Origin of the sequence: Salinarimonas rosea DSM 21201 (assembly GCF_000429045.1) — a bacterium.
Lineage (GTDB): Bacteria > Pseudomonadota > Alphaproteobacteria > Rhizobiales > Beijerinckiaceae > Salinarimonas > Salinarimonas rosea.
The window spans coordinates 47,947-71,850 of the sequence record NZ_AUBC01000005.1 but is presented as its reverse complement, the minus strand read 5'-3'; the positions used below and the strand labels follow the sequence as shown (position 1 = coordinate 71,850).

Genomic DNA, 23,904 nt, shown 5'->3' with positions numbered 1-23,904 from the left:
GCGCCCGCCGCCTCCGTCGACCGCTGCCTCAGCCGATGTGACGAATTTCGCGATTGTCCAAGGCGGCGCCGGCTCCGGCGCGCCCGGCGACCAGGCCGAGCCCGAGCGCGGCGAGCAGCCCGTTGCCGGACACGTAGCCGCCCGGCCCGTCCCGGCCGCTGACCCCGGCCGCCGCACCGCCCGCCGCCCACAATCCGCGGATCGGCGCGCCGTCTGCGCCGACGACCCGCGCCTGCGCATCGACGGCGAGGCCGCCCTGCGTATGGAACAGCGCCGGTGCGATGCGGGTGGCGACGAACGGGGCCTGCAACGGCCCGATCCCGAAGCTCGTGCGGCCGAACGAATCGGCCGCCTCGCCCCGCGCCGCGGCTCCGGCGTCGGCGACGCTCTGCGCCAGGGCGACCGGGTCGAGTCCGAGCCGGTCCGCGAGCGTCTCGAGATCCGGGGCCTCGATGGCGCCGCCGGCGTGGACGAGCTCGGCGAACTCCTCCTGTCCCTCGGCGGTCATGTCCCGGATCCGCCGGTCGTAGACGAGGATCGCCCGGCCGCCGGCGGTGACCAGCGGTGCGACGAAGGCGGAGTATCCGAGCGTCTCGTCGGCGAAGCGCCTACCGGTCTCGTCGACGACGATCCCGCCCTTCTCGACGACGGTCCAGGTGACCAGGGAGCCGTGCGGCTGGGCCAGGGCCGAATGGCCCTGGAACGCGCCCACGTTGGCGAGACGGGCGCCGAGCGCCTCGCCCCAGAGGATCGCCTCGCCCTCGCTCGTGCCGGCGCCCGCATGCGCGAGGTTCGCCGCCTGCGGGCAGAAGCGCGCCTTGAGAGCCGGGTTGGCGCCGAAGCCGTTGGTCGCCAGGACGACCGCACGCGCGGCGATGTCCGCCCCCGCGCCGTCGCGGGTCCGGGTGCGGGCGCCGCAGACGGCGCCGTCGCCGTCCGTGAAGAGGGCGACGCACGCATTCCCGAGCGCCACCGGCACCGCGCGCTCGGCGACCGCCCTCTCCAGGTCGCGCAGCAGATCCGCTCCCTTCCGGGACGGCGGCGCGTGCAGACGGTTCACGCTGTGGCCCACGTGGCGGTACGTCTCGACGAGCGTGAGACGCACGGCCGCGACGTCGACGAGCCACTCCACCAGCGGCCCCGAGACCCCCGCCAGGACGTCGACGAGATGATCGGCGTCGTGCGGGCCGCCGACCCGGCGAAGGTCCGCGGCGAAACGGGCGGGATCGTCGCTCACGCCCGCGGCGTGCTGGAAGCGCGTGCCGGCAGCGGGAATCGATCCGCTCGACAGGGCGGTGTTGCCGGCGAGGCGCTCGCCCTTCTCCACCACGGCGACGTCCGCGCCGGCCTCGGCGGCGGCGAGCGCGGCAACGAGGCCGGCTCCGCCCGCGCCGATCACGAGCACGTCCACCGAGAGGTCGGGCTCGCCCTTTCCCTCGACCCAGGGGGCGGGAACGACGCCCGGAGCCATCGCGACGGTCATCGTCAGTCTCCGCGGCTCGCGCCGTACTTCGCCTCGAGGGCGGAGGTGACGAGGAGCTTCTCTTCCAGCTCCCGGATCCCGTCGAAGCCCATCAGGCCCCAGATCTCGTCGATCGAGACCAGGAGGTCGGGCCGGTTCGCGGGCACGCCGGTATCGGCCACCTCGCGCATGATCCGCAGGGCCTCCTTCATGCCCTTGATCGCGGCCGCCGGGAGCATGCGCGGCAGGCTGATGCGCCGGACCCCGAGCGCCTTCAGGCGGGGGATCGGAATGAGGGGAGAGGTCGGCCGCTCGCGGATGCCGAAGCCCATGTTGATCGTCACCGGCACGCCGGCAGCCTCGACGATCCGCGCGATGTCGTCTTCCGACCGCACCGCGTCGGGGAAGATCATGTCGGCGCCCGCCTCGGCGTAGAGCCGGACACGCGCCACGGCGCCCTCGATGCCCTCCATGGCGAGGCTGTCGGTGCGCGCCACCACGACGAAGGCGTCGTCGCGGCGCGCGAGGCAGGCGGCCTCGATCTTCTTGGCCATCTCCTCGGCGGGGACGACCTCCTTGCCGGGCATGTGGCCGCAGCGCTTGGGCGAGACCTGGTCCTCGATGTTGATGCCGGCGGCGCCGGCCTCCTCGAAGAGCTGCGTCGTGAAGTAGACGTTGACGGGATTGCCGTAGCCGGTGTCCGCGTCGCAGGTCAGGGGGATGTCGACGGCCCGCGCGATGTTGCGGCAGTGGGCCACGTTCTCGTTGAGCCCGAGGACGCCCACGTCCTCCATCCCGAGCAGCGCATTCGCGATCGCCGCACCGCTGGTGGCCGCCGTCTTGAACCCGGCTTCCTGCGCGAGGCGCGCGCTGTACCCGTCGTACACGCCGGGAGAGACAATGAATTCGCCGCTCTCGAGCAGGTCCCGATAGATCCGCGCCTTGCTCTTCGTCGCTGTCGCACCCGTCATCGTGTTCGCCGCCTTCTTCACGCGTTTCCACTGTCGTCCTTCGGCGGGGTGCCCCCCGCCGGGAATTCCCGGCACGTCTCGCGCCTCGCCGCTCAGCCCGTCGCAGGGCGGGTTCGCCGCGCCTGCGCCTCGCCGGCCATGCGTTCGAGGAACGCTTCGAAGATGCCGCCCGTCTCGAGCATCCGCGCTTCGGCGGGGCCCGCGATCGCGGCGCGCGCCTCGAACCGGATCTGCGTCCCGTCCGCCCGCGTCGCCGTCACCGCGACCGGCGCGCCGCGCTCGACCCCGGCGCGCAAGCCTTCGATCGTGTAGGTTTCCCGCCCGTCCAGCGCGAGCGAGCGCCAGCTCTCCCCTGCGGGAAAGGTCAGCGGCACCACGCCGAGCGAAACGAGATTGGCGCGGTGGATCCGCTCGTAGCTCTCCGCGATGACGATCCGGACGCCGAGCAGGGACGGCCCCTTCGCCGCCCAGTCCCGGCTCGATCCCATCCCGTAGGCCTGACCCCCGAGCACGACGAGAGGCGTACCCTCCTCACGGTAGCGCCGCGACGCCTCGTAGACCGAGACGCGCTCCTCCTCCGGCAGCTTCAGGGTCTGCCCCGGCGCCAGGTCCGCCGCGATCATGTTGTGAATCCGCGGATGCGCGAAGGTGCCGCGCACCATCACCTCGTGGTTCCCGCGACGCATCGTGAAAGCGTTGAACGAGCGCGGCTCGACCCCGCTCGCCACGAGGAGCTTTCCGGCCTCGCTGTCGACGGGGATCTCCCCGGCCGGGGAGATGTGGTCGGTCGTGAGCATGTCGCCGTAGGCGCCGAGGACCCGCGCGTCCGTGATCGTGTCCGCCAGCCCGCTCGTCGCGGCCTGCTCGGCCAGAGCGAAGAAGGGCGGCTCCAGCAGATAGGTCGAGCTCGGATCCCAGGAGAAGAGCGGGCCCTTCGGCGCATCGAGGGCCTGCCAGTGCTCCGTGCCCGCGAAGATCTTCGCGTAGTTCTCGCGATAGAGATCCGGCGCCTGCGATCGTCCGATCAGCGCGTCGATCTCCGCCTTGGTCGGCCAGATGTCGCGAAGGTAGACGGGCTCGCCGCCGGCACGAACGCCCAGGGGCTCCGTGGTGATGTCGAAGTCGACGCGCCCGGCGAGCGCATAGGCGACGACGAGAGGCGGCGAGGCGAGATAGGCCGCGCGCACCTGGCGGTGGATGCGCCCCTCGAAGTTGCGGTTCGAGGAGGCGACGGCCGCGAGAACGAGGTTCTGCTCCTCGACGGCCCGGGCCACCGGCGGAGGCAGCGGGCCCGACTTGCCGCTGCACGTCGTGCAGCCGTAGCCGACGATGTGGAACCCGAGGCGCTGGAGCGGCTCGAGCAGCCCGGTCTCCTCGAGATACCGCGTCACCACCCGGGAGCCGGGCGCGAGCGAGGTCTTCACGTGGGCGGGAGGGTGCAGACCCGCCTCGCACGCCTTGCGCGCGAGGAGGCCCGCCGCGAGCATGACGCCCGGGTTGGACGTGTTGGTGCAGGCGGTGATGGCCGCGATGGCGAGGGAGCCGTGCCGGAGCGTCTCGCGCCGGCCGTCGATCTCGATCTCGACGCTGCGCCCGGCCTCGCTGTCGTCGACGCCGAAGCCGCCCTCGTCCCGCGTCCGCGTGAGCGCCGCGGCGAAGCCGCTCTTGACGTCCGCGAGCGCGACGCGGTCCTGGGGCCGTCGCGGCCCGGCGACGCAGGGAACGACCTCGTCGAGGGCGAGCTCGACCAAGGTGTCGTACTCGGGGATCGGCGTATTCTCGTCGCGGAACAGACCGGCCGCCCGGGCATGCGCCTCGACGAGCGCGACGTGCTCGGGCTCGCGCGCCGTCTGGCGCAGGTAGACGAGGGTGCTCTCGTCGACGGGGAAGAAGCCGACCGTCGCGCCGTACTCCGGCGCCATGTTCGCGATCGTGGCGCGGTCGGGGACGGAGAGGGCCGAGACGCCGGGTCCGACGAACTCGACGAAGGCGCCGACGACGCCGACGCGGCGCAGGCGCTCGGTGACGGTGAGGACGAGATCCGTCGTGGTCGCCCCCTCGCGCAGCCGTCCCGTGAGGCGCACGCCGACGACCCGCGGCACCGGCACGACATAGGCCCGGCCGAGCATCGCGGATTCGGCGTCGACGCCGCCGACGCCCCAGGCCAGCACGCCGAGGGCGTTGACCATCGGCGTGTGCGAATCCCCGCCCAGCACGAACTCGGGGAAGGCGACGGTGCGTCCGTCACGCTCCTCGGTCGCGACGACCGCGGCGAGGCGCTCGATGTGGACCTGATGGACGATGCCCATGCCGGGGGGGACGATGCGCAGGCCGACGAAGGCCTGCTCCGCCCATTTCAGGAAGCGGTAGCGCTCGGCATTGCGCTCGAACTCGCGCGCCACGTTGAGCGACGCGGCGTCGGGACGGTTGAAGAAGTCGACAGTCAGCGAATGGTCGACCACGAGATCCACGGGCGCCTGCGGCTCGACCACGCTCGGATCGAGGCCGCGCCGCGCCAGCGCGCCGCGCAGGGCCGCGAGATCCATCAGCGCGGGAAGGCCGCTCGAGTCGGGCAGCAGCACGCGGGAGGCCCGCAGCGGGACGGTGAACGGCTCGACGCCGGGGCGCCACGACAGCAGCCGCATCACGTCGTCCGCGTCGGCGAAGCCCGGCCCGGCGTTGCGAGCCGCGTTCTCCGCGAGGATGCGAATGGTGTAGGGGAGGGCGCCCAGCTCCGCGGGCGAGAGCACGCCGAGGGACGCGAGGTCGAGGAAGGCGCCCTGCCGTCCGGCCTCCGGCAGCGGGCGGAAGGCGTCCGCCCCTGGGGCGATCTGCTCGGCCATGGCATCCTCCTCGTTCGGCGTGCGCCTCGACGATGTCGACACTAAGCAGCCGCCACAAAACTGTCAACACTATGTCGCGATTCGGATCCGGACGGTCGCCGCGCGTCGGCTTTACGCACGCACGGATTGCCCACAGGCGTTGACAGTTTATGGGGGATCACATACGAGATGGCATCACGGTCGCAGGAGGCGCACATCGGATGCCGGGTGAGCAGAGCACGTTGGCGGAGCAGGCCTTCGAGAGAATCTACGAGCTGATCCTGTCGGGGGCGCTGCCGCTCGGCAGCGAGGTCAACGAGGTTTCGCTCTCCCAGCGGTTCGACATCAGCCGCGGTACGGTGCGCGAGGCGGTGCGGCGGCTGCAGGGCCTGCGGCTGGTCACGCGCGAGCCCTACATGCGCGCCTGCGTCGTCTCGCTGTCGCAGAAGGACGTCGTCGAGATCTTCCAGCTCCGCGAGGTGGTGGAAGGGATGGCGTGCCGGCTCGCGACGAAGGCGATGAGCGACGAGGCGCTCGACCGGCTGATGGCGGACCTGGAGCGGGCCCGCCGCAACGGTGCCCGCAGCGCCGACATTCCCGGCGAGCCGTTCGACCTGCACATCCGCGTCGCCGTGGCCTGCGGCAACGAGCGCGCCCGCCAGCTCCTCACCGAGGAGCTGTACCACCTGCTGCGGCTCTATCGCCGCCGCTCCGGCGATCTGCCCGGTCGCCGCGAGCAGGCGTTCGACGAGCACTGGCAGATCGTGCGCGCCATGCACAACCGCGATCCGGACCTCGCCGAATCCCTGATGCGGTCGCACATCGCCCGCGCGACGGAATCGCTGCTCGCGACGCTGGCGGCCGAGCGCGAGGCCGAGGGTGCGAGCGCCCCTCCCCGGCCGCTTCGTCGACGTCGGCGGACACGGGTCGTTGCCGCGAGCCCCGCCGGAGCGGGGCTCGCGGCCGAGCAGCCTCACGAGAGCGCCGCCTTCGCGAAGGAGAGCGAGCGGGCGAAGGCGCGCTGAGACGCCGCCCCGTGGAAGGCCGGCGCCTTGCGCCAGTTGTTGAAGCCGTGCCCGGCGCCCTCGTAGACGTGCACGACGGCGTCGGGGCGTCCCGCCAGGGCCGCGCGCACGGCCTCCACCGCCTCCGGCGGCGTCGACTTGTCGGCTCCGCCGTAGTGCATCATGTACGGGCAGTGCACGTCGCCGATCTTGTCGAGCATGGTGTCCAGGCCGACGCCGTAATAGCCGATCGAGAAGGCCGGCTCGGCGGCGGCCGCGACCAGGAACGACAGCTTGCCGCCGAAGCAGAAGCCGAGGTAGCCCACCTTGCCGGTGCATTCGGGCAGCGCTCCCGCGTAGTCGAGCGTCGCCGCCACGTCGCGCACCGCCTGCTCGAGGTCGAGCGCCCTGTAGAGCGTGCGCGCCCGCTCGAGATCCTCGCCGTCGTAGCCGAGCTCGACGCCGGGCTCGAGCCGCCAGAACAGGTCGGGCGCCACCACGACGAAGCCCTCGGCCGCCCATTGGTCGGCGACCTCGCGGATGTGCAGGTTGATGCCGAAGATCTCGGCGCCGAGCACCAGCGCCGGGCCGCGCCCGCCCGGAGGCAGGCTCACGTAGGCGCGCATGGCGCGTCCGTCGGCCTCGAGGATCGTGTCGTAGCGTGAGGCGGTCATCGCGTGCCTCCCTCCTCGTTGGGGGCGGCCGGCGCGCGCACGAACACCTTGCCGCCCGAGCCCCAGTTCCCCTCCGGCACATCCTGGATCAGGATGCGCGTGTTCGAGCGCTGCCGCTCGCCGCCGACGCGGACGACGGCGTCGGTGATCTCGGCGACGAGCCGCTCCTTCGCAGCGCGGTCCCAGGCGCCCTCGGGCGCCGCCACGGTGATGACGGGCATGTGTCGGTCCACTCCTTCTCGATGGTCGTCGTGAAGAGGCCGCCGCTCCGGACGGGGCGGCGGCCTCGCTGGTCAGTTCGTGTCGAAGCGCATGCCGTGCTCGCTCGACAGGTAGTCCCGCAGCCAGGCGAGGTCCTCCTCGCCGATGCCCACCGCGGCCTGCACGGCCGCATCGAGATCGTCGCCGAGGAAGATGTCGTAGCCCTCGAGCGAATCCTCGACGTCGGCCTGGAACTCGGGATCCTCCACCATCGAGTCGATCGCCGCGCGCAGGGCGTCCTTCGCCTCCTGCGGCGCGTCCTCGTGGATCATCAGCACCTTGCCGGCGACGACCGTCGCGGCGGTGGTCGCCATGTAGGCGTTCCAGGCGGGCCCCGACGGCATCTCGCCGCGAACCTCCTGGTAGACCTCGAGCACGGTCGGGATCTCCGGGGCGGCGGGATCGCGCACGAGGTTGCCGTCGCCGTCGATGAAGCCCTGGGCGAAGAGCGGCGTCACCGAGCCTTCCTCGACGAGCGGGCGCACCGTGGCATTGTAGACGGGCGTGGTCTGGCCGTCGACGGAGGCCTCCCCGCGCTGCATGGCGAGCAGCGTTTCGGCCTTGCCCTCGTACCCGGAGATCGCGCGGAAGTCGACGTCGAGCAGGCGCAGCCCGAGGATCGTGTCGATCGAGGCCATGACGCCGGCGCTGCCGACGATGAGCTCCTCGCCGCCGTCCATGAGATCCGCGGGCCCGTCGATGCCGAGATCGGCGGAGGCGCTCGTGACGCGCCCGACGGGGCCGGCCATCAGCGGCTCGTAGTCGGCGATGCGCGCGGTCGAGCCCTCGACGCCGAGCAGGATGCGCATCAGAAGCTGGCCGGTCCCGACCATCAGCATCGTGCCGTCGCGCGGCGCGCGATCGACGTAGTAGTTCGAGGCGAGGACGCTGCCGGCGCCCGGCATGTTCTGCACGAGCACCGTCGGCTCGCCGGCGATGTGCTCGCCCAGGTGCTGCTGCACGACTCGCGCGAAGCGGTCGGTTCCGCCGCCGGGCGAGAAGCCGACGAGGAGCGTCACGGTCTTGCCTTCGTAGAAGGGCTGCGCCGCGAGGGTGCTGGTGCCGAGCGCGAGCACGGCGGCCGTCGTGGCCAGGAGACGGCTGGCGATAGAGATCATGTTGGCTTCCTCCCTCGATGAGATGGCGTGGGGTTCACCCCCCGCCTGGGCGCCGGGCCGGGATCGTGGCCCACGCATGGCGAGAAGGTGCCCGCTTTCGGGGCTTAGTGTCAACATTTGGGTTTGACGAGCGACGAGAGATAAGGGCAGGATCGCCGAAATTCATAAGGGAGGAGGCTTCATGCGCGAACGTCGCTTCGACAGGGTGCTCGACAGGGCCACTTACTGTCGACATTCTTCCGCCAATTGCGCCCGGAGGGCGGCGCCATGATCGAGGCAGCCCTCGCCGCCTTCTTCATGGTGCTCGAACCGACGCACCTGATGTTCCTGTGCCTCGGCGTCTTCGTCGGCCTCGCCGTCGGCTTCCTGCCGGGACTCGGCGGGATCGTCGGGATGGCGCTGCTGCTTCCCGTCGCCTTCCAGCTCGACCCGCAGACCGGGATCGCCATGCTGATCGGCGTCGCCGCCGTGATCACGACGTCCGATACCTTCCCCTCGGTGCTGATGGGCATCCCGGGATCCGCGGGATCGCAGGCCACGATCATCGACGGCTACGCCATGGCCCAGAAGGGCCAGGCGGCGCGGGCGCTCTCGGCGGCCTTCATCGCCTCGATGTTCGGCGGGGTGATCGGCGCGCTGGCGCTCACCCTGAGCCTGCCGATCGCGCGCCCGCTGGTCCTTTCCTTCGCCACGCCGGAGCTCTTGATGATGAGCATCCTCGGCCTGTGCATGATCGGCGTGCTGAGCGGCGACGCGCCGCTCAAGGGGCTCCTCGTGGCCGGGCTCGGCCTCCTCGTCGGCACGATCGGCGCCGCCGAGGTGGCTCCGGCCTACCGCTACGACATGGGCTACGACTACCTCTTCGACGGGCTGCCGCTCGTCGTGGTCTCCCTCGGCCTCTTCGCCCTGCCCGAGTTCGTCGACCTGCTCGCCCGTGGCGGCGCCATCGCCAAGCGCGGCGCGGCTCTCGGCGGCGGCTGGCTCGAGGGCGCGCGCGACATCGTGCGGCACTGGTGGCTCGTCCTGCGCCACAGCCTGATGGGGGTGGGCGTCGGCATGGTGCCGGGGCTGGGCTCGGCCATCGTCGATTGGATGAACTATGGCTACCTCGTCCAGACCGCCAAGCACCGCGGCGAGCTCGGACGCGGCGACGTGCGCGGCGTCATCGCGCCCGAGAGCGCCAACAACGCCAAGGAGGGCGGCGCGCTGATCCCGACGCTGCTCTTCGGCGTGCCCGGCAGCGCGGGCATGGCGCTGCTCCTGAGCGCATTCGTGGTCTTCGGCATCCAGCCCGGCCCGCGCATGCTCGACACGAACCTCTCCCTCGTGTTCGTGATCATCTGGTCGCTCGCCCTCGCCAACATCCTCGGCACGATCGCCTGCCTCGTCTTCATCCGGCCGATCGCGCGGCTGACGACGATCCCGTTCTCGACGATGTTCCCCGTGATCTTCCTGCTGGTGACCGTCGGGGCCTTCCAGGCGACGCGGCACGTCGGCGACCTGATCGTGCTCGCGGCCTTCGGGCTCCTCGGCTGGCTGATGAAGCGCCACGGCTTCCCGCGGGCGCCGCTGCTGATCGGCTTCATCCTCTCCCCGCTCGTCGAGCGGAACCTGTGGATCACCACGCAGCGCTACGGGCTCGAATGGCTGGAGCGCCCGGGCGTGATCACCATCGGCCTCCTCACGGTGATCCTCGTCGTGGTCGGCAGCCGCCGGCGCAAGCCGATCGTCCGCCACGAGGAGTTCCCCGAGACGACCGAGACGACCGAGGCGCCGGCAGAGGCCGGGAAGGAGCGCAGCCATGGCTGACACGCGCGACGCGACGATCTTTCCCGCCTTCGCGGGCGTGCCCTGGGGGGTGCGCATCTTCGACCTCGCCGTGGGCGGCGTCATCGGCCTCGCCATCGTCGGGGCGCTCGACCTGCCCTGGGCGGCGAAGCTCTTCCCGATCTCCGTGGGCGTGGCGACGCTGTTCCTGTGGGTCCTCCACGTGGTGACCACGTGGCGTGGTGCTCGCGCGTCGGAGGCGGCCTTCGATGCGACCTCGGAGTCCGCCGAGGGCTGGCCGGCCGTGCGGATGTGGGGCTGGATGCTCGGGTACCTCGTCCTCCTGCCGATTCTCGGCTTCCTGCCGGCGAGCGTCCTGTTCGTCGCCGGCTTCCTCAAGCTCGAGGGCCGCACCTCCTGGCTCACGGTCGCGGTCGTCGGCATCCTCGCGCTCGGCCTCACCGGAGGGCTCGGGCTCGCGCTGAACGTCCACTGGCCGCAGGGCTTGCTCGGGGACGTCGTGCCCTGGGCGACGACCTTCTGAGCGGGGGCATGGAACGGCTCGGGTCGGGGGGGGCGGGGCGCCCGCGCGGCCCCGCCGCCACGGTGCCGACGCTCGCGCTCGGCGCCGCCGGCGGTGCGCTCGCGTTCGCGGTCGACTTCCCGCTGGCGTGGATGCTCGGCGCGTTGTTCGCGTGCCTCGTCGCCAGCCTCGCCGGCGCGCCGCTCGTGAGCCCGGGCTGGCTGCGCCCGCCCATGGCGATGCTGCTCGGCCTCGCCCTCGGGGCCTCGTTCACGCCGGAGACGCTCGACCGCGTCGCCGGCTGGTGGCCGAGCCTCGCCTTGATGATCCCCTACCTCGTCGCGGTGGCGCTCCTGGGGCGCGCCTATTTCCGGATCGTGGGCGGCTACGACCGCCCGACCGCCTTCTACGCCGCCATCCCCGGCGGCCTCTCGGAGATGCTGCTGCTGAGCCAGGCGGCGGGCGCCGACATCAGGCGCGTCGCCCTGGCCCATGCCGGCCGGATCCTCGCGACGGTGACGCTCGTGCCGCTCGGGTTCGCGCTCGCCTTCGGCGAGCCGCCGACGCCGCCCGCGAGCGCGGCGCCGCACGGCCTCGGTGCGCCCACCCATCACCTTCTCGCCCTCGTCGTCGCCGGCGTGATCGCCTGGCGCGTGGCCGAGCGGTTGCGCCTGCCGGTCGCGCCGCTGCTGGGCGGGCTCCTCGTCTCGGTCCCCGCCCACGTCGTCGGCTGGACCGACGCCGTGGTGCCGCCGCCGCTCCTCGCCGTCGCGCAGATCGTGATCGGATCGGTGGCGGGCTGCCGCTTTCTCGGGACGCCGCCGTCGGTCGTCGTCCGCATCGCGGCGGAATCGCTCGGCTTCGTCGCACTCTCGCTCGGCGTCGCGACGGCGGCCGCGGCGCTGCTGGCGTTCGGCGGCATCGGGGACTTCCCGGCCATCGTGCTCGCCTACGCGCCCGGCGGCATGACCGAGCTCGGCCTGCTCGCCCTCGTCCTCGGCATCGACGCCGCCTTCGTCGCGACGCACCAGCTGGCGCGGCTGGCGGTGGTGATCGCCTTCGCGACGATCGCCGGCGGCGGCCGGCGCCGGGGCGCCGACGCCTCCACACCCAACCCGTCCGACGATGCAGGAGAGAAGAGACCATGACCTCGTCCCCGACCCCGCTCCCCGAGGCCGAGCGCATCGCGCGCACGTTCCTGGCGGATCTCGAGCGCCGCGACCTGGATGCCGCCGGCGCGCCGCTGGCGGCGGACGCCGCCATCACCTTCCCGGGCGGCGCCGTGCGCCGATCGATCGAGGAGATCGTCGCCGGCTCCTCGGCGCGCTACGATCGGGTCGGCAAGAGCATCGAGCGGTTCGACAGCCTGCACGACGGCGCCGACGCGATCGTCTATTGCTTCGGGACGCTGCACGGCGTCTTCGCCGACGGGGAGGCATTCGAGGGGATTCGGTTCATCGATCGCTTCGTCGTCCGCGACGGGCTGATCGTCCGGCACGACGTCTGGAACGACGTGGCGTTCGTCCGCCCGCCGCGTTGATCTGACCGTCCATCCCGATTGACAACGGCGCAAAAGTGTCGACAGATTGGCGGCATTGCTTCATGCCGCCCCCCAGCCGGACGGCGTGCCCGCCCCGACGGCGCGAACGGAGGATACGCCCGCGATGACCCTCGACCTTCTTCTCCAGAACGCGATGATCGTCCATCCGGACGTCGGCGTGACGCCCGGCTCGATCGGCGTGAAGGACGGGCGCATCGCCGCCGTGCTCGCCCCGGGCGTGCGGATGGATGCCACCGAGGAGGTCGATTGCGGCGGGCGCTGGGTGATGCCCGGGCTCGTCGACCCGCACGTCCATTTCGGCTTCGGCTCGCCGGAGACGGACTTCGCCACGGAGACCCGCTCGGCCGCGCTCGGCGGCGTCACCTCCGTCCTGTCCTTCCACCGCTCGCAGGACCCGCGCGAGGCGCTCGTGGCCGTGCGCCAGCGCGCGATGGAGCAGGCCTGCGTCGATGTCGGCTTCCACTTCGGCATCACGCATCGGCTTCATGTCGACACTTTGGTCGAGGCGTCGAAGGCCTTCGGCGTGACCTCCTACAAGCTCTACCTGATGTACAAGGGACAGGCCGGCCTCTCGAAGGGCTTCACCGAGATCGACGACGGCCTGCTCTACGCGGCCATGCTCCAGACACTGCGCGTCCCGGGCGGCGTGCTCGGCGTGCACTGCGAGAACGTGGAGGTCATCCCGGTCCTGCGCGACCCGCTGCGCCGGGAGGGACGCACCGGCCTCGGCGCCTGGGACGACCAGAGCCCCGACTTCCTCGAGGCCGAGAACGTCCACCGCGTCGCCTACTTCGCCGGCAAGACCGGCTGCCCGGTCAACATCGTCCACCTGTCGAGCCGCGAGGCGCTGGAGGAGGTCCGCCGCCACCGCAGCTACCACAAGGCGCGGATCACGGTGGAGACCTGCCCGCACTACCTCTCGCTGACGCGCGAGTCCCCCTGCGGCGTCCTCGCCAAGGTCAACCCGCCGGTACGCAGCCAGCCCGACATCGAGGCGCTGTGGGAGGGTGTCCTCGACGGCACCGTGACCACCGTCGGCACCGACCACGTGCCGCGCAAGCGCGAGACGAAGCAGGAGATCTGGTCCTCGACCATGGGCTTCCCCGGCGTCGCGACGATGCTGCCGGTGATGATCACCGAGGGCTATCACCGCCGCGGCGTGCCGATCGAGCGCATCGCCGCGGTGACGAGCGCCAACGCCGCCAAGGTCTACGGGCTGAAGGGCAAGGGCCAGATCGCGGTCGGTTACGACGCCGATCTCGTCATGGTCGATCCCGACGCGGAGCGCGTCGTCGACGCGGCGACGCTCGAGTCCTTCGCCGACTACTCGCCCTTCGAGGGCATGGCGCTGAAGGGATGGGCGCACACGACCTGGCTGCGCGGCCGCAAGGTCGTCGAGAACGGCGCGATCACCGAGGAGGCGCGCAACGCCCCCGCCGGACGCTATCTCGCCCGCCCCGTCTGAGCCGCCTCCACGCACGCGAATTCGAGAGAGCCACATCATGACCGAGAAGCGGATCTGGGACGACTTCCTCACCGAGCGCGACAAGCAGGTCTACCAGGCGGCCGGCTACGGCAAGCGCGGCGGCTTCGGCACGCGCCCGGCGCTGTTCATCATCGACGTCCAGTACAATTTCTGCGGCGACAAGCCCGAGGACATCCTCGAGGGACTGAAGCAGTACCGGACCCATTGCGGCCGCGAGGCCTGGGAGGCCGTGCGCCACATCGAGCCGCTGCTGCACAGGGCGCGCGAGAAGAACCTGCCGGTCTTCTACACCGAGAGCGCCCGGCGCCCGGACATGATCGATTCCGGCGTCCAGGTCGGCAAGAGCCATCGCGGCGGCGAGCGGACCTCGACGGAGGGCACGCATGCGACCCAGACCGTGGAGCCGCTCGCCCCGCGGCCGCAGGACATCCGCATCGGCAAGCGCAAGCCGTCGTGCTTCTTCGGCACGATCTTCATGAGCCACCTGAACTTCTTCGACGTCGACACGCTGATCCTGACCGGCGGGACGACGTCGGGCTGCCTGCGCGCCACGGCCGTCGACGCCTACTCGTTCAACTTCAAGGTCGTGATCCCCGAGGAGACGACGTTCGATCGCTTCCAGGCGAGCCACGCCGTCAACCTGTTCGACCTGAACTCGAAATACGCCGACGTGATCCCGACGCGGGAGGTCGAGAGCTACCTCGCCGGCCTGCCCGTGCGCGCCGACGTCTCGGTCGGCTGAGGCGGGAGACGGCGGTCATGGCCACGATCCCCCTCTTCCTGCTGACGGGCTTCCTCGGCTCGGGCAAGTCGACGCTGCTCTCGGCGCTCGTGCGCCATCGGGGCTTCGCCGACACCGCCGTCATCGTCAACGAGTTCGGCGAGGTGGGCCTCGACCACCTCCTCGTCAGCGAGGGCGACGAGACCAATGCGGTTCTCCTCGATTCCGGCTGCATCTGCTGCACGCTGACGAGCTCGCTCGAGGATACGCTCGAGGCCCTCTACTACAAGGCCGAGCGCGGGGAGATCCCGCGCTTCGCGCGCGTCGTCGTCGAGACGACGGGGCTCGCCGATCCGGGGCCGATCGCCAACGCGCTCGCCGCCGGGCCCTTCGTCTCGCGCTTCGTCCACCTCGCGGCGATCGTCACGACGATCGACTGCGTCAACGGCGCGGAGCAGCTCGCCCGCTTCGAGGAGGCGCGGCTCCAGGCCGCCATGGCGGACCGCGTCATCCTGACCAAGGGCGACGTGGCGACGCCGGATCAGCGCGCCGCCACCGAGGCGGCGCTCGCGGTGCTCGCGCCGCACGTCGAGCGGCTGAGCGCGGTCTCCGGCGACATCGATCCGGCGCTCGTGCTCGGTGCCGCCGAGCCGGGCCGGCGCAGCCCGTCCCCGGCGGAAGCGGGCTGCGACCACGATCACCATCACGACCACGACCACGACCACGACCACGATCATCACCATGAGGGTCACATCCACGCCCACGGCTACGTCAGCGTGGCCGCTCCGATCGACGGACCCGCGACCTGGGCGGGCTATGCGCGCATGGTCGAGCGCGCCCGCGCCCTGGGCGACGATCTCCTGCGCGTGAAGGGGCTGATCGGCTTCGACGACGGCGGGGTGTACGCGCTCCAGGGCGTGCGGCTGGTGTTCGATCCGCCGCGGCGCCTGTCGTGGACGCCGCCCGAGGGGACACGCGACCGCCTGGTCGTGATCGCCCGCGGCATCGCGCCGGAGCGGCTTCGCGAGATCGCCGGAGCGTTGGCGGAACGGGAATGAGATCGCGGGAGCCGAAGCACGCGATCGTCACCGGAGCCGCCTCGGGGATCGGCGAAGCCATCGCCGCGCGCCTGATCCGGGACGGCTGGCGCGTCACCGGGCTGGACCGGGACCCGCCGCGTCGGTCCGACCCGCGGGCGCGCACGATCCTCGTCGACCTGGCCGATGCGCGGGCCTTCGACGCGGTGCTCGACGCGCTCGCCCGCGAGCAAGACCCGCCCACCGCGATCGTTCATGCCGCCGGGCTGATGCGGTCCGACGCGGCCGCGGGGAGCGACGATCCGCCTGGGCTGGAGCTCTGGTCGGTCCACGTCGCGGCGGCGCAGCGGCTCGTCGAGCGCTTCGCCGAGGAACTGCCCAACGGCCGCGGACGCATCCTCGTCCTGTCGAGCCGGGCCGGCGATGGGCGCGCCGGTCGCGCGCTCTACGCCGCCTCCAAGGCCGCCGTGACCGGCTTCGTCCGCAGCTGGGCCGCGGCGCTGGTGTCCCGGGGCGTGACGGTCAACGCCATCGCGCCGGCGACGGTCGACACGCCGATGCTGCGCGACTCCGCCCGCGCCGACGCGCCGATCGCGCCCCTGCCCATCGGCCGCATCATCCAGCCCGACGAGATCGCGGCCCTCGCCGCGCTGCTCCTCTCCGTCGACGGCGGCGCCATCACGGGCCAGACGCTGACGGTCTGCGGCGGCGCATCGCTGCCGCGCGCCGCAGGCTGAGCCGCTCCGAGGCCTTGCTGCTCCTAGGACTCGCCGCCCGGGTAGATATCGCCGTAGAAGCGACGGATCTCCTCGGCCTCCGCCGCGCTCGGCGGGGCGTATGTCGATCGCCGGCTGACGAAGCCTCCCTCGTGCAGGTGCCCGAGCCGCACGGCGGTCTCGGCCATCGCGAGCAGGCCCGCGACTCCGTTGAGGATCGGCGCGCCGGCCGCCGTGCGCGTCAGGCCGGCCTGCCAGAGCAGCGCCATCAGCACGCCTCCCGCCGGGACGATCACCTCGGCCCGGGGCAGCGCGCGATCCACCGCCTCCCCCAGCGCCGCGACGAAGCCCTCCCGTGCGGTGTCGTCGGTGAACGCGTCCGAGAGGCGGCGAATCCGCGGCACGTCGAGCGCGACGACGCCCGCGAGCCGGCTCTCGAGGCCCTGACGCCGCACGCCCTCGACGAGGCGGGTGGCGTATTTCTCGTTGGGGGCGACGAGCCCGAACGTCGCGCCCATCTGGGCCGCGAGGTGCAGGCTCGTCTGTCCCAGGCCGAGCACGGGGAAGGGCGCGATCTCGCGGGCCGCGTCGATCCCGATGTCGAAGAAGTTGCCGATGACGAAGGCGTCGACCCCCTCCGCCACCGCCGTCCGGACCGCGTCGAGCACGTCTCCCGCGGCGGCGTAGGCGGTCGCGTGGTGATGCTCGGCGACGCCCCGGCGCGTGCCCTCGAGGCGCACCGTGACGCCGGGCGCGACCGCATCGATGAGCGCGGCGAGCGTGCGGGGATAGGCGCCCCAGGCGTCGAGCCGGCCGAGGCTCTGGTACCAGATCCTCATGCCCCGCTCCCGGTCTCGACCGGCTGCCGCCGCCGCCGCAGGAGGCCGAGGAGCGGCGGCACGACCAGCACCGCGACGGCGAGCCCGAGGAACGTCGCCGCGATCGGCCGGGTCAGCAGGATCGTGAAGTCGCCCTGCGACATTTCGAGGGATCGCCGCAGCCCGCCCTCCATCAGCGGCCCCAGCACCATCGTCATGATGATCGGCACGAGCGGGATGTCGAGCTTGCGCATCGCCCAGCCGATCAGCCCGAAGACGGCCATGAGCCCGATGTCGAAACGGCTGTTGGCGAGGCTGTAGGCGCCCACCACGGTGAAGCCGAGGATCATCGGGAACAGGATGCCGTAGGGGATACGCAGGATCGACACCCACATCGGGATGAAGGGCAGGTTGAGGACCAGGAGGATGACGTTGCCGACGTAGAGGCTGGCGATCAGCGTCCAGACCATGTCGCCGTGCTCGGTGAACATCATCGGGCCCGGGATGATGCCGTTCATCATCAGCGAGCCCATCAGGATCGCGACGACGCCCGAGCCCGGGATCCCGAGCGTGAGGAGCGGCAGGAGCGCGCCGTTCGCCGCGGCGTTCGCGGCGCTCTCCGGGCCGGCGACGCCCTCGATCACGCCGGTCCCGAACGCTTCGCGCCGTCGCGACAGGCGCTTCTCGGTGACGTAGGACATGAAGGCCGCGGGGATGGTCCCGAGGCCGGGCACGATGCCGATGGCGAAGCCGAGCGCGGTCCCGCGGGCGATCGCCGGCGCGGAGCGCCGCATGTCGTCCCGGGTGAGCGAGAGCTTGCTCGTCGCCACGGGCTCGAACGACCCCTTCGGGTTCTCCAGGTTGCGCAGTATCTCGCCGACGCCGAACAGCCCGATGATCGCGGGGATGAAGGCGACGCCGTCGAGGAGGTGCATCTGGCCGAAGGTGAGCCGCGGCAGGCCCATCACCGGATCGGTGCCGACCATGGCGATGATCAGCCCGAGCACGGCCGCGATCAGCCCGCGCAGGATGGAATTGCTGCCGAGGGTGACCACGAGGACGAGGCTGAGCACGATGAGCGCGAAGAACTCGGGCGGGCCGAAGCGCAGCGCGAGCGAGGTCAGAGGCAGCGCGACGAGGGCGAGCGCGAAGATCGTCACCGTGCCGCCGAAGAACGACGCGATCGCGGAGATCGCGAGCGCGGTGCCCGCGCGGCCCTGGCGCGCCATCTGATGCCCCTCGACCGCCGTCGTCGCGGCGGCGCCGGTGCCGGGCGTGTTGAACAGCACGGCGGTGATCGTGTCGCCGTACTGGCAGCCGTAGTAGATCGCCGCGAGCATGATGATCGCGCTCGTCGGGTCCATCGCCATCGTGATCGGCAGCAGGATCGCGATGGCGGCGGACGGCCCGAGCCCGGGCAGCATGCCGACCAGCGTGCCGAGGAAGCAGCCGGCGAAGGCCGCGAGCAGGTTCCATGGCTGCAACGCGGCCGCGAGGCCGGCGCCGAGCAGGGCGAAGTTCTCGCTCATTCGAGGGCGTGCCTCTCAGATGCCGAGCACGCCCGCGGGGAGCGGCACGCGCAGGAGGACGTCGAAGACGAAGTGGTAGGCCGCCGCCAGCAGGGCGGCGGCGAGCGCGCTCCGCAGCAGCGGGTAGCGGCCGACGGAGACGAACAGCGCGAACAGGAACACGCCCACCGACAGCCGGAAGCCGGCCCATTCCACGAGGACGGCGATCGCCAGCAGACCGGCGACGATGGCTCCGATGCGCAGCCAGCCGCCGAGCGCGATCTGCGAGAAGTCCGTGCGCGGCAGGTCCGCCGGGCGCACCGTCGCCTGCCAGACGAGGGCGAGCGCCAGGACTGCCAGGAGACCCGCGAGGATCGCCGGGAAGAACCCCGCCCCGGGGCCGAGCGACGAGTAGAACCGCATGCCGGCCGCCTCGCGGCCGACGATCGCGGCGAGGACGAGGAGGACGAGGCCGGCCGCGAGGTAGCTCACGCTCACCCCGCGGCCGGCGCGCGCCGGCCGCGGCCCCGACGTCTCGTCGCTCACTGCTCCTCCCGCACGAGCGCGATGAGACGCGCCTGCCGCGCATCGAAGTCGGACCAGAACGCCTCGAGCTCCGCCGGGTCCATGTACTCGGATTCGAGGGAGAGCGCGGTGAGCCGCTCCTGGAAGGCGTCGCGCGCGATCACTGCGCCGACGACGGCGGAGAGCTCCTCCACCACGGCCGGGTCCATGCCCGCAGGGCCGATCACCGCGAAGGAGGACGGCGCCGAGAGATCGATGCCCTGCTCGCGGATCGTCGGCAGTTCGGGCAGGAAGGCGGTCCGGCGCGCGCCGAAGAAGCCGATCGCGCGCATCGCGCCCGCGTCGATGTGCGGGATCGTGGTCTGCGTGCCGTTGATCGCGACGTCGACGTCGCCGGCGAGCAGCGCCGTAACGAGCGGCGCGGCGCCGTCGAAGTGCACGAAGGCGAACTCGGCGCCCGTCTCCTCCTCGAGCGCGACGCCGGGCAGGTGGCCGTTGCTCATCAGCCCGACCGTGCCCATGCGCACGGTGCGGGGGCTCTCCTTGGCGGCCGCGACGAGATCGTTGACGTCCTCGAACGGGCTGCCGGCCAGCACGGCGAGCAGGTTCGCGCCCGAGATGTAGTGCGCGATCGGCGTGAAGCTCTCGCGGTCGTAGGGCGCCTGGCGCTCCTCGTCGAGATACGTCATGGCCAGCGACGGCAGCGAGGCGAGCGCGAGTGTGTGACCGTCGGGCTCGGAACGGGCGAGCTCGGCATTGCCGATCTGCGTCGTGGCGCCCGGCCGGTTCACGACCACCACCGGCACCCCGAGCTCCGGCTCGAGGAACTCGGCCAGCAGACGGGCGGACACGTCGGTCGTGCCGCCGGCGGAGAACGGCACGATGATCGTCACCGGCCGTCCGTCCTCCGGGAAGGCGGAGACGGCGGCGGGCGCGAGTGCCGCGAGCGCCGTCAGCGCGAGCGTGGCGAGGGTGCGTCGCATGTGGGTGATCCTCCTCGTCTGGCGATGCGGGCTCCGGCGCCCGCTCGACTGCGAGGATGCGATCCGCATCGGCAAAGAGTCAACACTTTGCACCGGGGTTGGAGAATTTCTTTACGCTTTTCCCCTCCACGGCGAACTAAGTGTGCGCACAATGAGGTGCACACGCATCAAACGACCAATCCTGCCTCGTGACCGGTCGCCGTCGCGAACATCAGGTCCTGCGGGGAACGGGCGTCGCCGACCCGGTGCAGCGGAATTCCGCGCGCGGCGAGCGCCGCCGCGAGGCCGTCCGCCGGGCGGCGCGGCGTGGCGTAGGCCAGGAAGACGACGTCGGGGATCTCGGTCCGCGCGCCGGTGTAGACGTGCTCGAGCGCGAGCCGCCCCTCGGTCTCGAAGGCGTCCGTCCACACGGGCTCGACGAGCATCACCACCTCGACGCCGAGCCGCGACAGCCGGCGCAGCACGCCCTGGCGCGCCACGAGGAACAGGTCCATCGCGATCGCCTCGCGCGGCGTGACCACGACGACCCGATCGAACAGCGCGGCGAGGCGCTCGACCGCCGCGTAGACGGCCTCGCCGTGATCCATGTCGTAGACGACTGCGGTGCCGCCCTGCCTGGCGCGGCGCCCGTGCAGGCTCGCCATGGCGGCACCCAGGTCGGGCACGATGCCCTCCGCCGCGTAGTCCGGCGGCAGCCAGTCCGGGCTCGTCATCTCGGCGCCGGTCGCGAGCACGACGGCGTCCGGGGCGAGCGCGGCCACCGTCTCGACGTCGGCATCGACGCCGAGCCGGATGTCGACACCGTGGCGGGCGGCGGCGCTCGCCTGCCAGTCCGGGACGCTCGACAGGCTCTCGCCGCCGGGAAGCTCCGCCGCCAGCGCGAGCCGCCCGCCGATCCGGTTCCCGCGGCCGAGGACGGTGACGGCGTGGCCCCGTGCGGCCGCGACGCACGCCGCTTCCATACCGGCGGGGCCGGTTCCGACGACGACGATGCGACGCGCCCGTTCGGCCGCGGGCGGGACGAACCACACCTCGTCCGGACGGGCGACGCGCGGGTTGGTGACGCAGGAGAGGCTCCTGCCGAAGGTCGTGCCGTAGCCCCAGCAGGAGTTGCACGAGAGGCAGTAGCGGATCTCGTCGCTGCGCCCCGCGCGGGCCTTCTCCAGCCACGCCGGGTCGGCCAGCAGCGGGCGCCCGAGGCCGACGAGCTCGGCCTCGCCGCCGGCGAGCAGCCCCTCGGCTTCCGCCGGATCGGTGATGCGGCCGAGCGCCATCAGCGGCACGCCGGCGCAGGCCGGCCGGAGCGCGGCCAGCATGGCGCGCCAGGGAATCGGAGGCCCGTGCCGGTCCGGCAGGTGATCCTCCAGCGAGCGATCGTGGGCGCCCCGCACGAAGGCGACGTAGTCGACATCGCCCGTGCCCGCGACGAGGCGCGCGATCTCTCCCGCCTCGTGCCCGTCGACGCCCCCGCGCACCCCGTCCTCCGCGGGCAGCTTGACGCCGACGACGAAGCCGGGCCCGCAGGCCCCCTTCAGCGCACGCACGAGATCGCGCACGAGCCGCGTACGCCGCTCGGTGTCCCCGCCATAGGCGTCCAGGCGGCGGTTCGATGCGGGCGAGAGGAACTGGTGGAAGAGATGCCCGTGCCCGGCCGAGATCTCGACGCCCGCGAATCCGAGGTCGGCGAGCCGCCGGGCGCTTTCCGCGAACTCGGCGACGAGAGCGGCGATCTCGGAGGCGTCGAGCGCGTGCGGCATCGTCCAGCTCAAGGCGTCCGGCAGGGCCGACGCGCTGATCGCGTCGACGGTGCGCCCGGGATGATGGCGCCCGCGCCCGGGATGCTGGAGCTGCGCCAGCAGGAGCGCGCCGTGGGCCTCGAGGGCCGCCGCCCATCGGGCGAGCCCCGCTGCAGCCTCGGGGTCGCGCACCTGGACCTTCGGGTCCCCGGCCTGCCGCCCGAGCATCGCGAGCGGCTCCGACACGACCATCGCCGCGCCGCCCCGCGCCCGGTTCTCGTAGTAGCGGATCAACGGCTCCGTGACGCGTCCGTTCTTCTGCATCCGAGTCGTCATCGAGGCGTGGACGATCCGGTTCTTCAGAGGGCGGCCCGCGAGGGTCAGGGGCGCGTGGATCGCGGGATACGCGTCGGATGACGGCATGAGACGCTCTCACGTACGAGGGCGCCTGGCGCCGACGTCGAAAGCTAGCGACCCGACGTGCAAAATGTCAACACTTTGCCGTGCGCGCGCCGGGCTCGGACATCCCAGGAGGGGCGAGCGGTCGCATGTCGCAGCGCGCGCCGCACCGGCAGCACGCCCGCGGGCCCGGATGCGCGACGCCGTATCCCGGCACGCGCCTGTTCAGATGATCGTCGCGCGCACCTTGGCGGAGACCCACTCGGACACGACCACGGTCGCGAGGATGACGACGAAGATCACGGTCACCTCCGACCAGGCGAGGCGGGCGAGCGAGGAGTTGAGCTGCACGCCGATGCCGCCTGCGCCGACGAGGCCGAGCACGGCGCTCTCGCGGATGTTGATGTCCCAGCGGAAGACGGAGACGCCGGCGAATGTGGGCAGGATCTGCGGGACGATGGCATAGTCGATCACCTGCGCCCCGCGCGCGCCCGTCGCCTTCACCGCCGCGACCTGGCTCTCGTCGATCTCCTCGATCGCCTCGTAGAGCAGCTTCCCGACGAAGCCGATGGAGCGCAGGCCGATGGCGATGATGCCGGCGAGGAGCCCGGGGCCGATGATGGCCACGAGCAGCAGCGCCCAGATCAGCGAGTTGATCGAGCGCGAGGCGACGATGACCAGCAGTGCGATCGGCCGCGCGAAGGCGAGGCTCGGCGTCGTGTTGCGCGCGGCGAGGAAGGCGACCGGCACCGCGACGAGGATGCCGAGCAGCGTGCCGAGCGTGGCGATGTTGAGCGTGTCCCAGAGCGGCGCCCAGAGCCGATCGAGATAGGACCAGCGCGGCGGCCAGGCCCGGTCGAGGAGATCGCCCGCCTGGCGCGGCGCGTCCTGCACGAAGAACCAGATCGTGTCCTCGGTCATCACCTGGAAGGCGAAGACGGTGAGCGCGACGAGGGCGAGCCAGCCCGCGTACGCGGCGAATTGCTCACGCGTGGTGCGGCGCCTCCAGACCGGGCGATCGGCGACGTGGGAGACCGGCATCACTGGATCCTCTTGCGCAGCCAGCTCGAGGAATACTCGGCGGCCATGACGATGAGGATGATGAGAAGCAGCACCGCCGCGGCGGTGTCGTACTCGTAGCGATCCATGGCGACGTTGAGCGTCGCGCCGATGCCGCCGGCGCCGACGATGCCGATCACCGCGCTCTCGCGGAAGTTGATGTCGAGCCGGTACATCGAGAGGCCGACGAGGCGGGGCAGGACCTGGGGCTGGATGCCCCAGTTCAGCACCTGCCACCAGCTCGCCCCTGTCGCGCGCATGGCCTCGGCCTGTGCCTCGTCGATGTCCTCGATGTCCTCCGCCAGCAGCTTCGCCATGAAGCCGATCGTCGCGAAGGTCAGCGTCAGGAACCCGGCGAAGGGGCCGAAGCCGAACATCGCGACGAGCAGGATCGCGACGATGATCTCCTGGAAGGAGCGCGACACGGCGACGATGGTGCGGCACACGGCGTAGATCGGCAGGGGCGCGATGTTGCGCGCCGCCCCGATGCCGATCGGGATCGAGAGGATCACGCCCGCCACCGTCGAGGTCAGCGTCATCGTCAGGCTCTCGACGAAGCCCTCGACGATGTCGGTGGAGCGGGAGGTGAAGTCGGGCGTGAGGAAGCCCTGCACGAAGCGCAGGCCGCGCTCGAGGCCGTCTGCGACGCGCGTCCAGTTCACCTCGATCGTGGAGATCGCGAGCGCGAGGTAGACGACGAAGCCGCCGTAGACGAGGAGCCGCAGCCAGCCGCGCCGGATGAAGATCGGCGGG

At 71.9% G+C, this 23,904-nt stretch carries 22 protein-coding genes; 9 read left to right on the top strand and 13 right to left on the bottom strand.

Annotation, left to right across the window (positions count from 1 at the left end):
* Positions 1–28: 28 nt before the first annotated feature.
* The 3 genes from G407_RS25600 to acnA all read right to left on the bottom strand — a co-directional run bounded on the left by G407_RS25600 (position 29) and on the right by acnA (position 5,276).
* Positions 29–1,483 carry an FAD-dependent oxidoreductase gene (locus tag G407_RS25600; RefSeq protein ID WP_043538915.1) on the bottom strand — a complete coding sequence of 485 codons (1,455 nt, stop codon included), beginning with the start codon at positions 1,481–1,483 and terminating at the stop codon, positions 29–31.
* Between the two features lie 2 nt (positions 1,484–1,485).
* Positions 1,486–2,454 (bottom strand): isocitrate lyase/PEP mutase family protein, encoded by a 969-nt coding sequence (locus G407_RS25595; protein ID WP_210163071.1) that lies wholly within the window; start codon positions 2,452–2,454, stop codon positions 1,486–1,488.
* A 71-nt stretch (positions 2,455–2,525) separates the two neighbouring features.
* Positions 2,526–5,276, bottom strand: a complete 2,751-nt coding sequence (gene acnA, locus G407_RS0104045; protein ID WP_029029786.1) for an aconitate hydratase AcnA — start codon at positions 5,274–5,276, stop codon at positions 2,526–2,528.
* 200 nt (positions 5,277–5,476) lie between these two features.
* On the opposite strand from acnA, the gene G407_RS25590 reads away from it, so the two are divergent.
* Positions 5,477–6,280: a GntR family transcriptional regulator gene (locus tag G407_RS25590; protein ID WP_084327299.1), complete on the top strand. Its 804-nt coding sequence runs from the start codon at positions 5,477–5,479 to the stop codon at positions 6,278–6,280.
* Here G407_RS25590 and G407_RS0104035 read toward each other — a convergent pair.
* The 3 genes from G407_RS0104035 to G407_RS0104025 all read right to left on the bottom strand — a co-directional run bounded on the left by G407_RS0104035 (position 6,229) and on the right by G407_RS0104025 (position 8,312).
* Positions 6,229–6,933 carry a dienelactone hydrolase family protein gene (locus G407_RS0104035; RefSeq protein WP_029029785.1) on the bottom strand — a complete coding sequence of 235 codons (705 nt, stop codon included), beginning with the start codon at positions 6,931–6,933 and terminating at the stop codon, positions 6,229–6,231. The two genes, G407_RS25590 and G407_RS0104035, sit on opposite strands and share 52 nt — an antisense overlap.
* Complete coding sequence (locus G407_RS25585; protein ID WP_043538914.1) at positions 6,930–7,154, bottom strand: tautomerase family protein; 225 nt, start codon at positions 7,152–7,154, stop codon at positions 6,930–6,932. The genes G407_RS0104035 and G407_RS25585 overlap by 4 nt, the downstream gene beginning before the upstream one ends.
* A gap of 72 nt (positions 7,155–7,226) precedes the next feature.
* The gene (locus tag G407_RS0104025) at positions 7,227–8,312 is read right to left on the bottom strand and encodes a Bug family tripartite tricarboxylate transporter substrate binding protein (protein WP_029029784.1); all 1,086 of its coding nucleotides are present in this window, start codon (positions 8,310–8,312) and stop codon (positions 7,227–7,229) included.
* A 267-nt stretch (positions 8,313–8,579) separates the two neighbouring features.
* On the opposite strand from G407_RS0104025, the gene G407_RS0104020 reads away from it, so the two are divergent.
* From G407_RS0104020 to G407_RS0103985, 8 genes are all read left to right on the top strand, one after another.
* The gene (locus G407_RS0104020) at positions 8,580–10,121 is read left to right on the top strand and encodes a tripartite tricarboxylate transporter permease (RefSeq protein ID WP_029029783.1); all 1,542 of its coding nucleotides are present in this window, start codon (positions 8,580–8,582) and stop codon (positions 10,119–10,121) included.
* Entirely contained in the window at positions 10,114–10,623 is a 510-nt protein-coding gene (locus G407_RS25580) for a tripartite tricarboxylate transporter TctB family protein (RefSeq protein ID WP_043538912.1), read from the top strand. The genes G407_RS0104020 and G407_RS25580 overlap by 8 nt, the downstream gene beginning before the upstream one ends.
* A gap of 8 nt (positions 10,624–10,631) precedes the next feature.
* A complete protein-coding gene (locus G407_RS25575; protein WP_052340930.1) occupies positions 10,632–11,750 on the top strand; it encodes an AbrB family transcriptional regulator in 1,119 nt (372 codons plus the stop codon).
* Positions 11,747–12,142 (top strand): nuclear transport factor 2 family protein, encoded by a 396-nt coding sequence (locus tag G407_RS25570; protein ID WP_043538911.1) that lies wholly within the window; start codon positions 11,747–11,749, stop codon positions 12,140–12,142. Before G407_RS25575 ends, G407_RS25570 begins: the two co-directional genes overlap by 4 nt.
* Before the next feature lie 124 nt (positions 12,143–12,266).
* Positions 12,267–13,628, top strand: a complete 1,362-nt coding sequence (locus G407_RS0104000; RefSeq protein WP_029029782.1) for a dihydroorotase — start codon at positions 12,267–12,269, stop codon at positions 13,626–13,628.
* 37 nt (positions 13,629–13,665) lie between these two features.
* Positions 13,666–14,391 (top strand): isochorismatase family protein, encoded by a 726-nt coding sequence (locus tag G407_RS0103995; protein WP_029029781.1) that lies wholly within the window; start codon positions 13,666–13,668, stop codon positions 14,389–14,391.
* A 17-nt stretch (positions 14,392–14,408) separates the two neighbouring features.
* Positions 14,409–15,428, top strand: a complete 1,020-nt coding sequence (locus tag G407_RS0103990; protein WP_029029780.1) for a CobW family GTP-binding protein — start codon at positions 14,409–14,411, stop codon at positions 15,426–15,428.
* Positions 15,425–16,144: an SDR family NAD(P)-dependent oxidoreductase gene (locus tag G407_RS0103985; RefSeq protein ID WP_029029779.1), complete on the top strand. Its 720-nt coding sequence runs from the start codon at positions 15,425–15,427 to the stop codon at positions 16,142–16,144. The genes G407_RS0103990 and G407_RS0103985 overlap by 4 nt, the downstream gene beginning before the upstream one ends.
* A 23-nt stretch (positions 16,145–16,167) precedes the next feature.
* Here the strand turns inward: G407_RS0103985 and G407_RS0103980 are convergent, their stop codons facing one another.
* From G407_RS0103980 to phnE (G407_RS25565), 7 genes are all read right to left on the bottom strand, one after another.
* A complete protein-coding gene (locus G407_RS0103980) occupies positions 16,168–16,962 on the bottom strand; it encodes an aspartate/glutamate racemase family protein (RefSeq protein ID WP_029029778.1) in 795 nt (264 codons plus the stop codon).
* Positions 16,959–18,470 carry a tripartite tricarboxylate transporter permease gene (locus G407_RS0103975; protein ID WP_043538910.1) on the bottom strand — a complete coding sequence of 504 codons (1,512 nt, stop codon included), beginning with the start codon at positions 18,468–18,470 and terminating at the stop codon, positions 16,959–16,961. The genes G407_RS0103980 and G407_RS0103975 overlap by 4 nt, the downstream gene beginning before the upstream one ends.
* A gap of 15 nt (positions 18,471–18,485) precedes the next feature.
* Positions 18,486–18,995, bottom strand: coding sequence for a tripartite tricarboxylate transporter TctB family protein (locus G407_RS0103970; protein WP_029029776.1), 510 nt, complete (start codon positions 18,993–18,995; stop codon positions 18,486–18,488).
* The gene (locus G407_RS0103965; protein ID WP_029029775.1) at positions 18,992–19,957 is read right to left on the bottom strand and encodes a tripartite tricarboxylate transporter substrate binding protein; all 966 of its coding nucleotides are present in this window, start codon (positions 19,955–19,957) and stop codon (positions 18,992–18,994) included. Before G407_RS0103965 ends, G407_RS0103970 begins: the two co-directional genes overlap by 4 nt.
* Positions 19,958–20,124: 167 nt before the next feature.
* Positions 20,125–22,116, bottom strand: a complete 1,992-nt coding sequence (locus G407_RS0103960) for an oxidoreductase (protein ID WP_052340929.1) — start codon at positions 22,114–22,116, stop codon at positions 20,125–20,127.
* A gap of 201 nt (positions 22,117–22,317) precedes the next feature.
* On the bottom strand, positions 22,318–23,133 hold the full coding sequence (gene phnE / locus G407_RS0103955) for a phosphonate ABC transporter, permease protein PhnE (RefSeq protein WP_029029773.1): 816 nt from the start codon (positions 23,131–23,133) through the stop codon (positions 22,318–22,320).
* The coding region (gene phnE / locus G407_RS25565; protein ID WP_425337484.1) for a phosphonate ABC transporter, permease protein PhnE at positions 23,133–23,904 on the bottom strand (772 nt) is incomplete at its 5' end. The genes phnE (G407_RS0103955) and phnE (G407_RS25565), both read right to left, overlap by 1 nt.

Excerpts from the sequence above, each read along its gene's own strand:
- G407_RS25600 (WP_043538915.1), bottom strand. The coding sequence starts at position 1,483 with ATGACCGTCGCGATGGCTCCGGGCGTCGTTCCCGCCCCCTGGGTCGAG.
- acnA (WP_029029786.1), bottom strand. The coding sequence starts at position 5,276 with ATGGCCGAGCAGATCGCCCCAGGGGCGGACGCCTTCCGCCCGCTGCCG.
- G407_RS25590 (WP_084327299.1), top strand. The coding sequence starts at position 5,477 with ATGCCGGGTGAGCAGAGCACGTTGGCGGAGCAGGCCTTCGAGAGAATC.
- G407_RS0104035 (WP_029029785.1), bottom strand. The coding sequence starts at position 6,933 with ATGACCGCCTCACGCTACGACACGATCCTCGAGGCCGACGGACGCGCC.
- G407_RS25585 (WP_043538914.1), bottom strand. The coding sequence starts at position 7,154 with ATGCCCGTCATCACCGTGGCGGCGCCCGAGGGCGCCTGGGACCGCGCT.
- G407_RS0104025 (WP_029029784.1), bottom strand. The coding sequence starts at position 8,312 with ATGATCTCTATCGCCAGCCGTCTCCTGGCCACGACGGCCGCCGTGCTC.
- G407_RS0104020 (WP_029029783.1), top strand. The coding sequence starts at position 8,580 with ATGATCGAGGCAGCCCTCGCCGCCTTCTTCATGGTGCTCGAACCGACG.
- G407_RS25580 (WP_043538912.1), top strand. The coding sequence starts at position 10,114 with ATGGCTGACACGCGCGACGCGACGATCTTTCCCGCCTTCGCGGGCGTG.
- G407_RS25575 (WP_052340930.1), top strand. The coding sequence starts at position 10,632 with ATGGAACGGCTCGGGTCGGGGGGGGCGGGGCGCCCGCGCGGCCCCGCC.
- G407_RS25570 (WP_043538911.1), top strand. The coding sequence starts at position 11,747 with ATGACCTCGTCCCCGACCCCGCTCCCCGAGGCCGAGCGCATCGCGCGC.
- G407_RS0104000 (WP_029029782.1), top strand. The coding sequence starts at position 12,267 with ATGACCCTCGACCTTCTTCTCCAGAACGCGATGATCGTCCATCCGGAC.
- G407_RS0103995 (WP_029029781.1), top strand. The coding sequence starts at position 13,666 with ATGACCGAGAAGCGGATCTGGGACGACTTCCTCACCGAGCGCGACAAG.
- G407_RS0103990 (WP_029029780.1), top strand. The coding sequence starts at position 14,409 with ATGGCCACGATCCCCCTCTTCCTGCTGACGGGCTTCCTCGGCTCGGGC.
- G407_RS0103985 (WP_029029779.1), top strand. The coding sequence starts at position 15,425 with ATGAGATCGCGGGAGCCGAAGCACGCGATCGTCACCGGAGCCGCCTCG.
- G407_RS0103980 (WP_029029778.1), bottom strand. The coding sequence starts at position 16,962 with ATGAGGATCTGGTACCAGAGCCTCGGCCGGCTCGACGCCTGGGGCGCC.
- G407_RS0103975 (WP_043538910.1), bottom strand. The coding sequence starts at position 18,470 with ATGAGCGAGAACTTCGCCCTGCTCGGCGCCGGCCTCGCGGCCGCGTTG.
- G407_RS0103965 (WP_029029775.1), bottom strand. The coding sequence starts at position 19,957 with ATGCGACGCACCCTCGCCACGCTCGCGCTGACGGCGCTCGCGGCACTC.
- G407_RS0103960 (WP_052340929.1), bottom strand. The coding sequence starts at position 22,116 with ATGCCGTCATCCGACGCGTATCCCGCGATCCACGCGCCCCTGACCCTC.
- phnE (WP_029029773.1), bottom strand. The coding sequence starts at position 23,133 with ATGCCGGTCTCCCACGTCGCCGATCGCCCGGTCTGGAGGCGCCGCACC.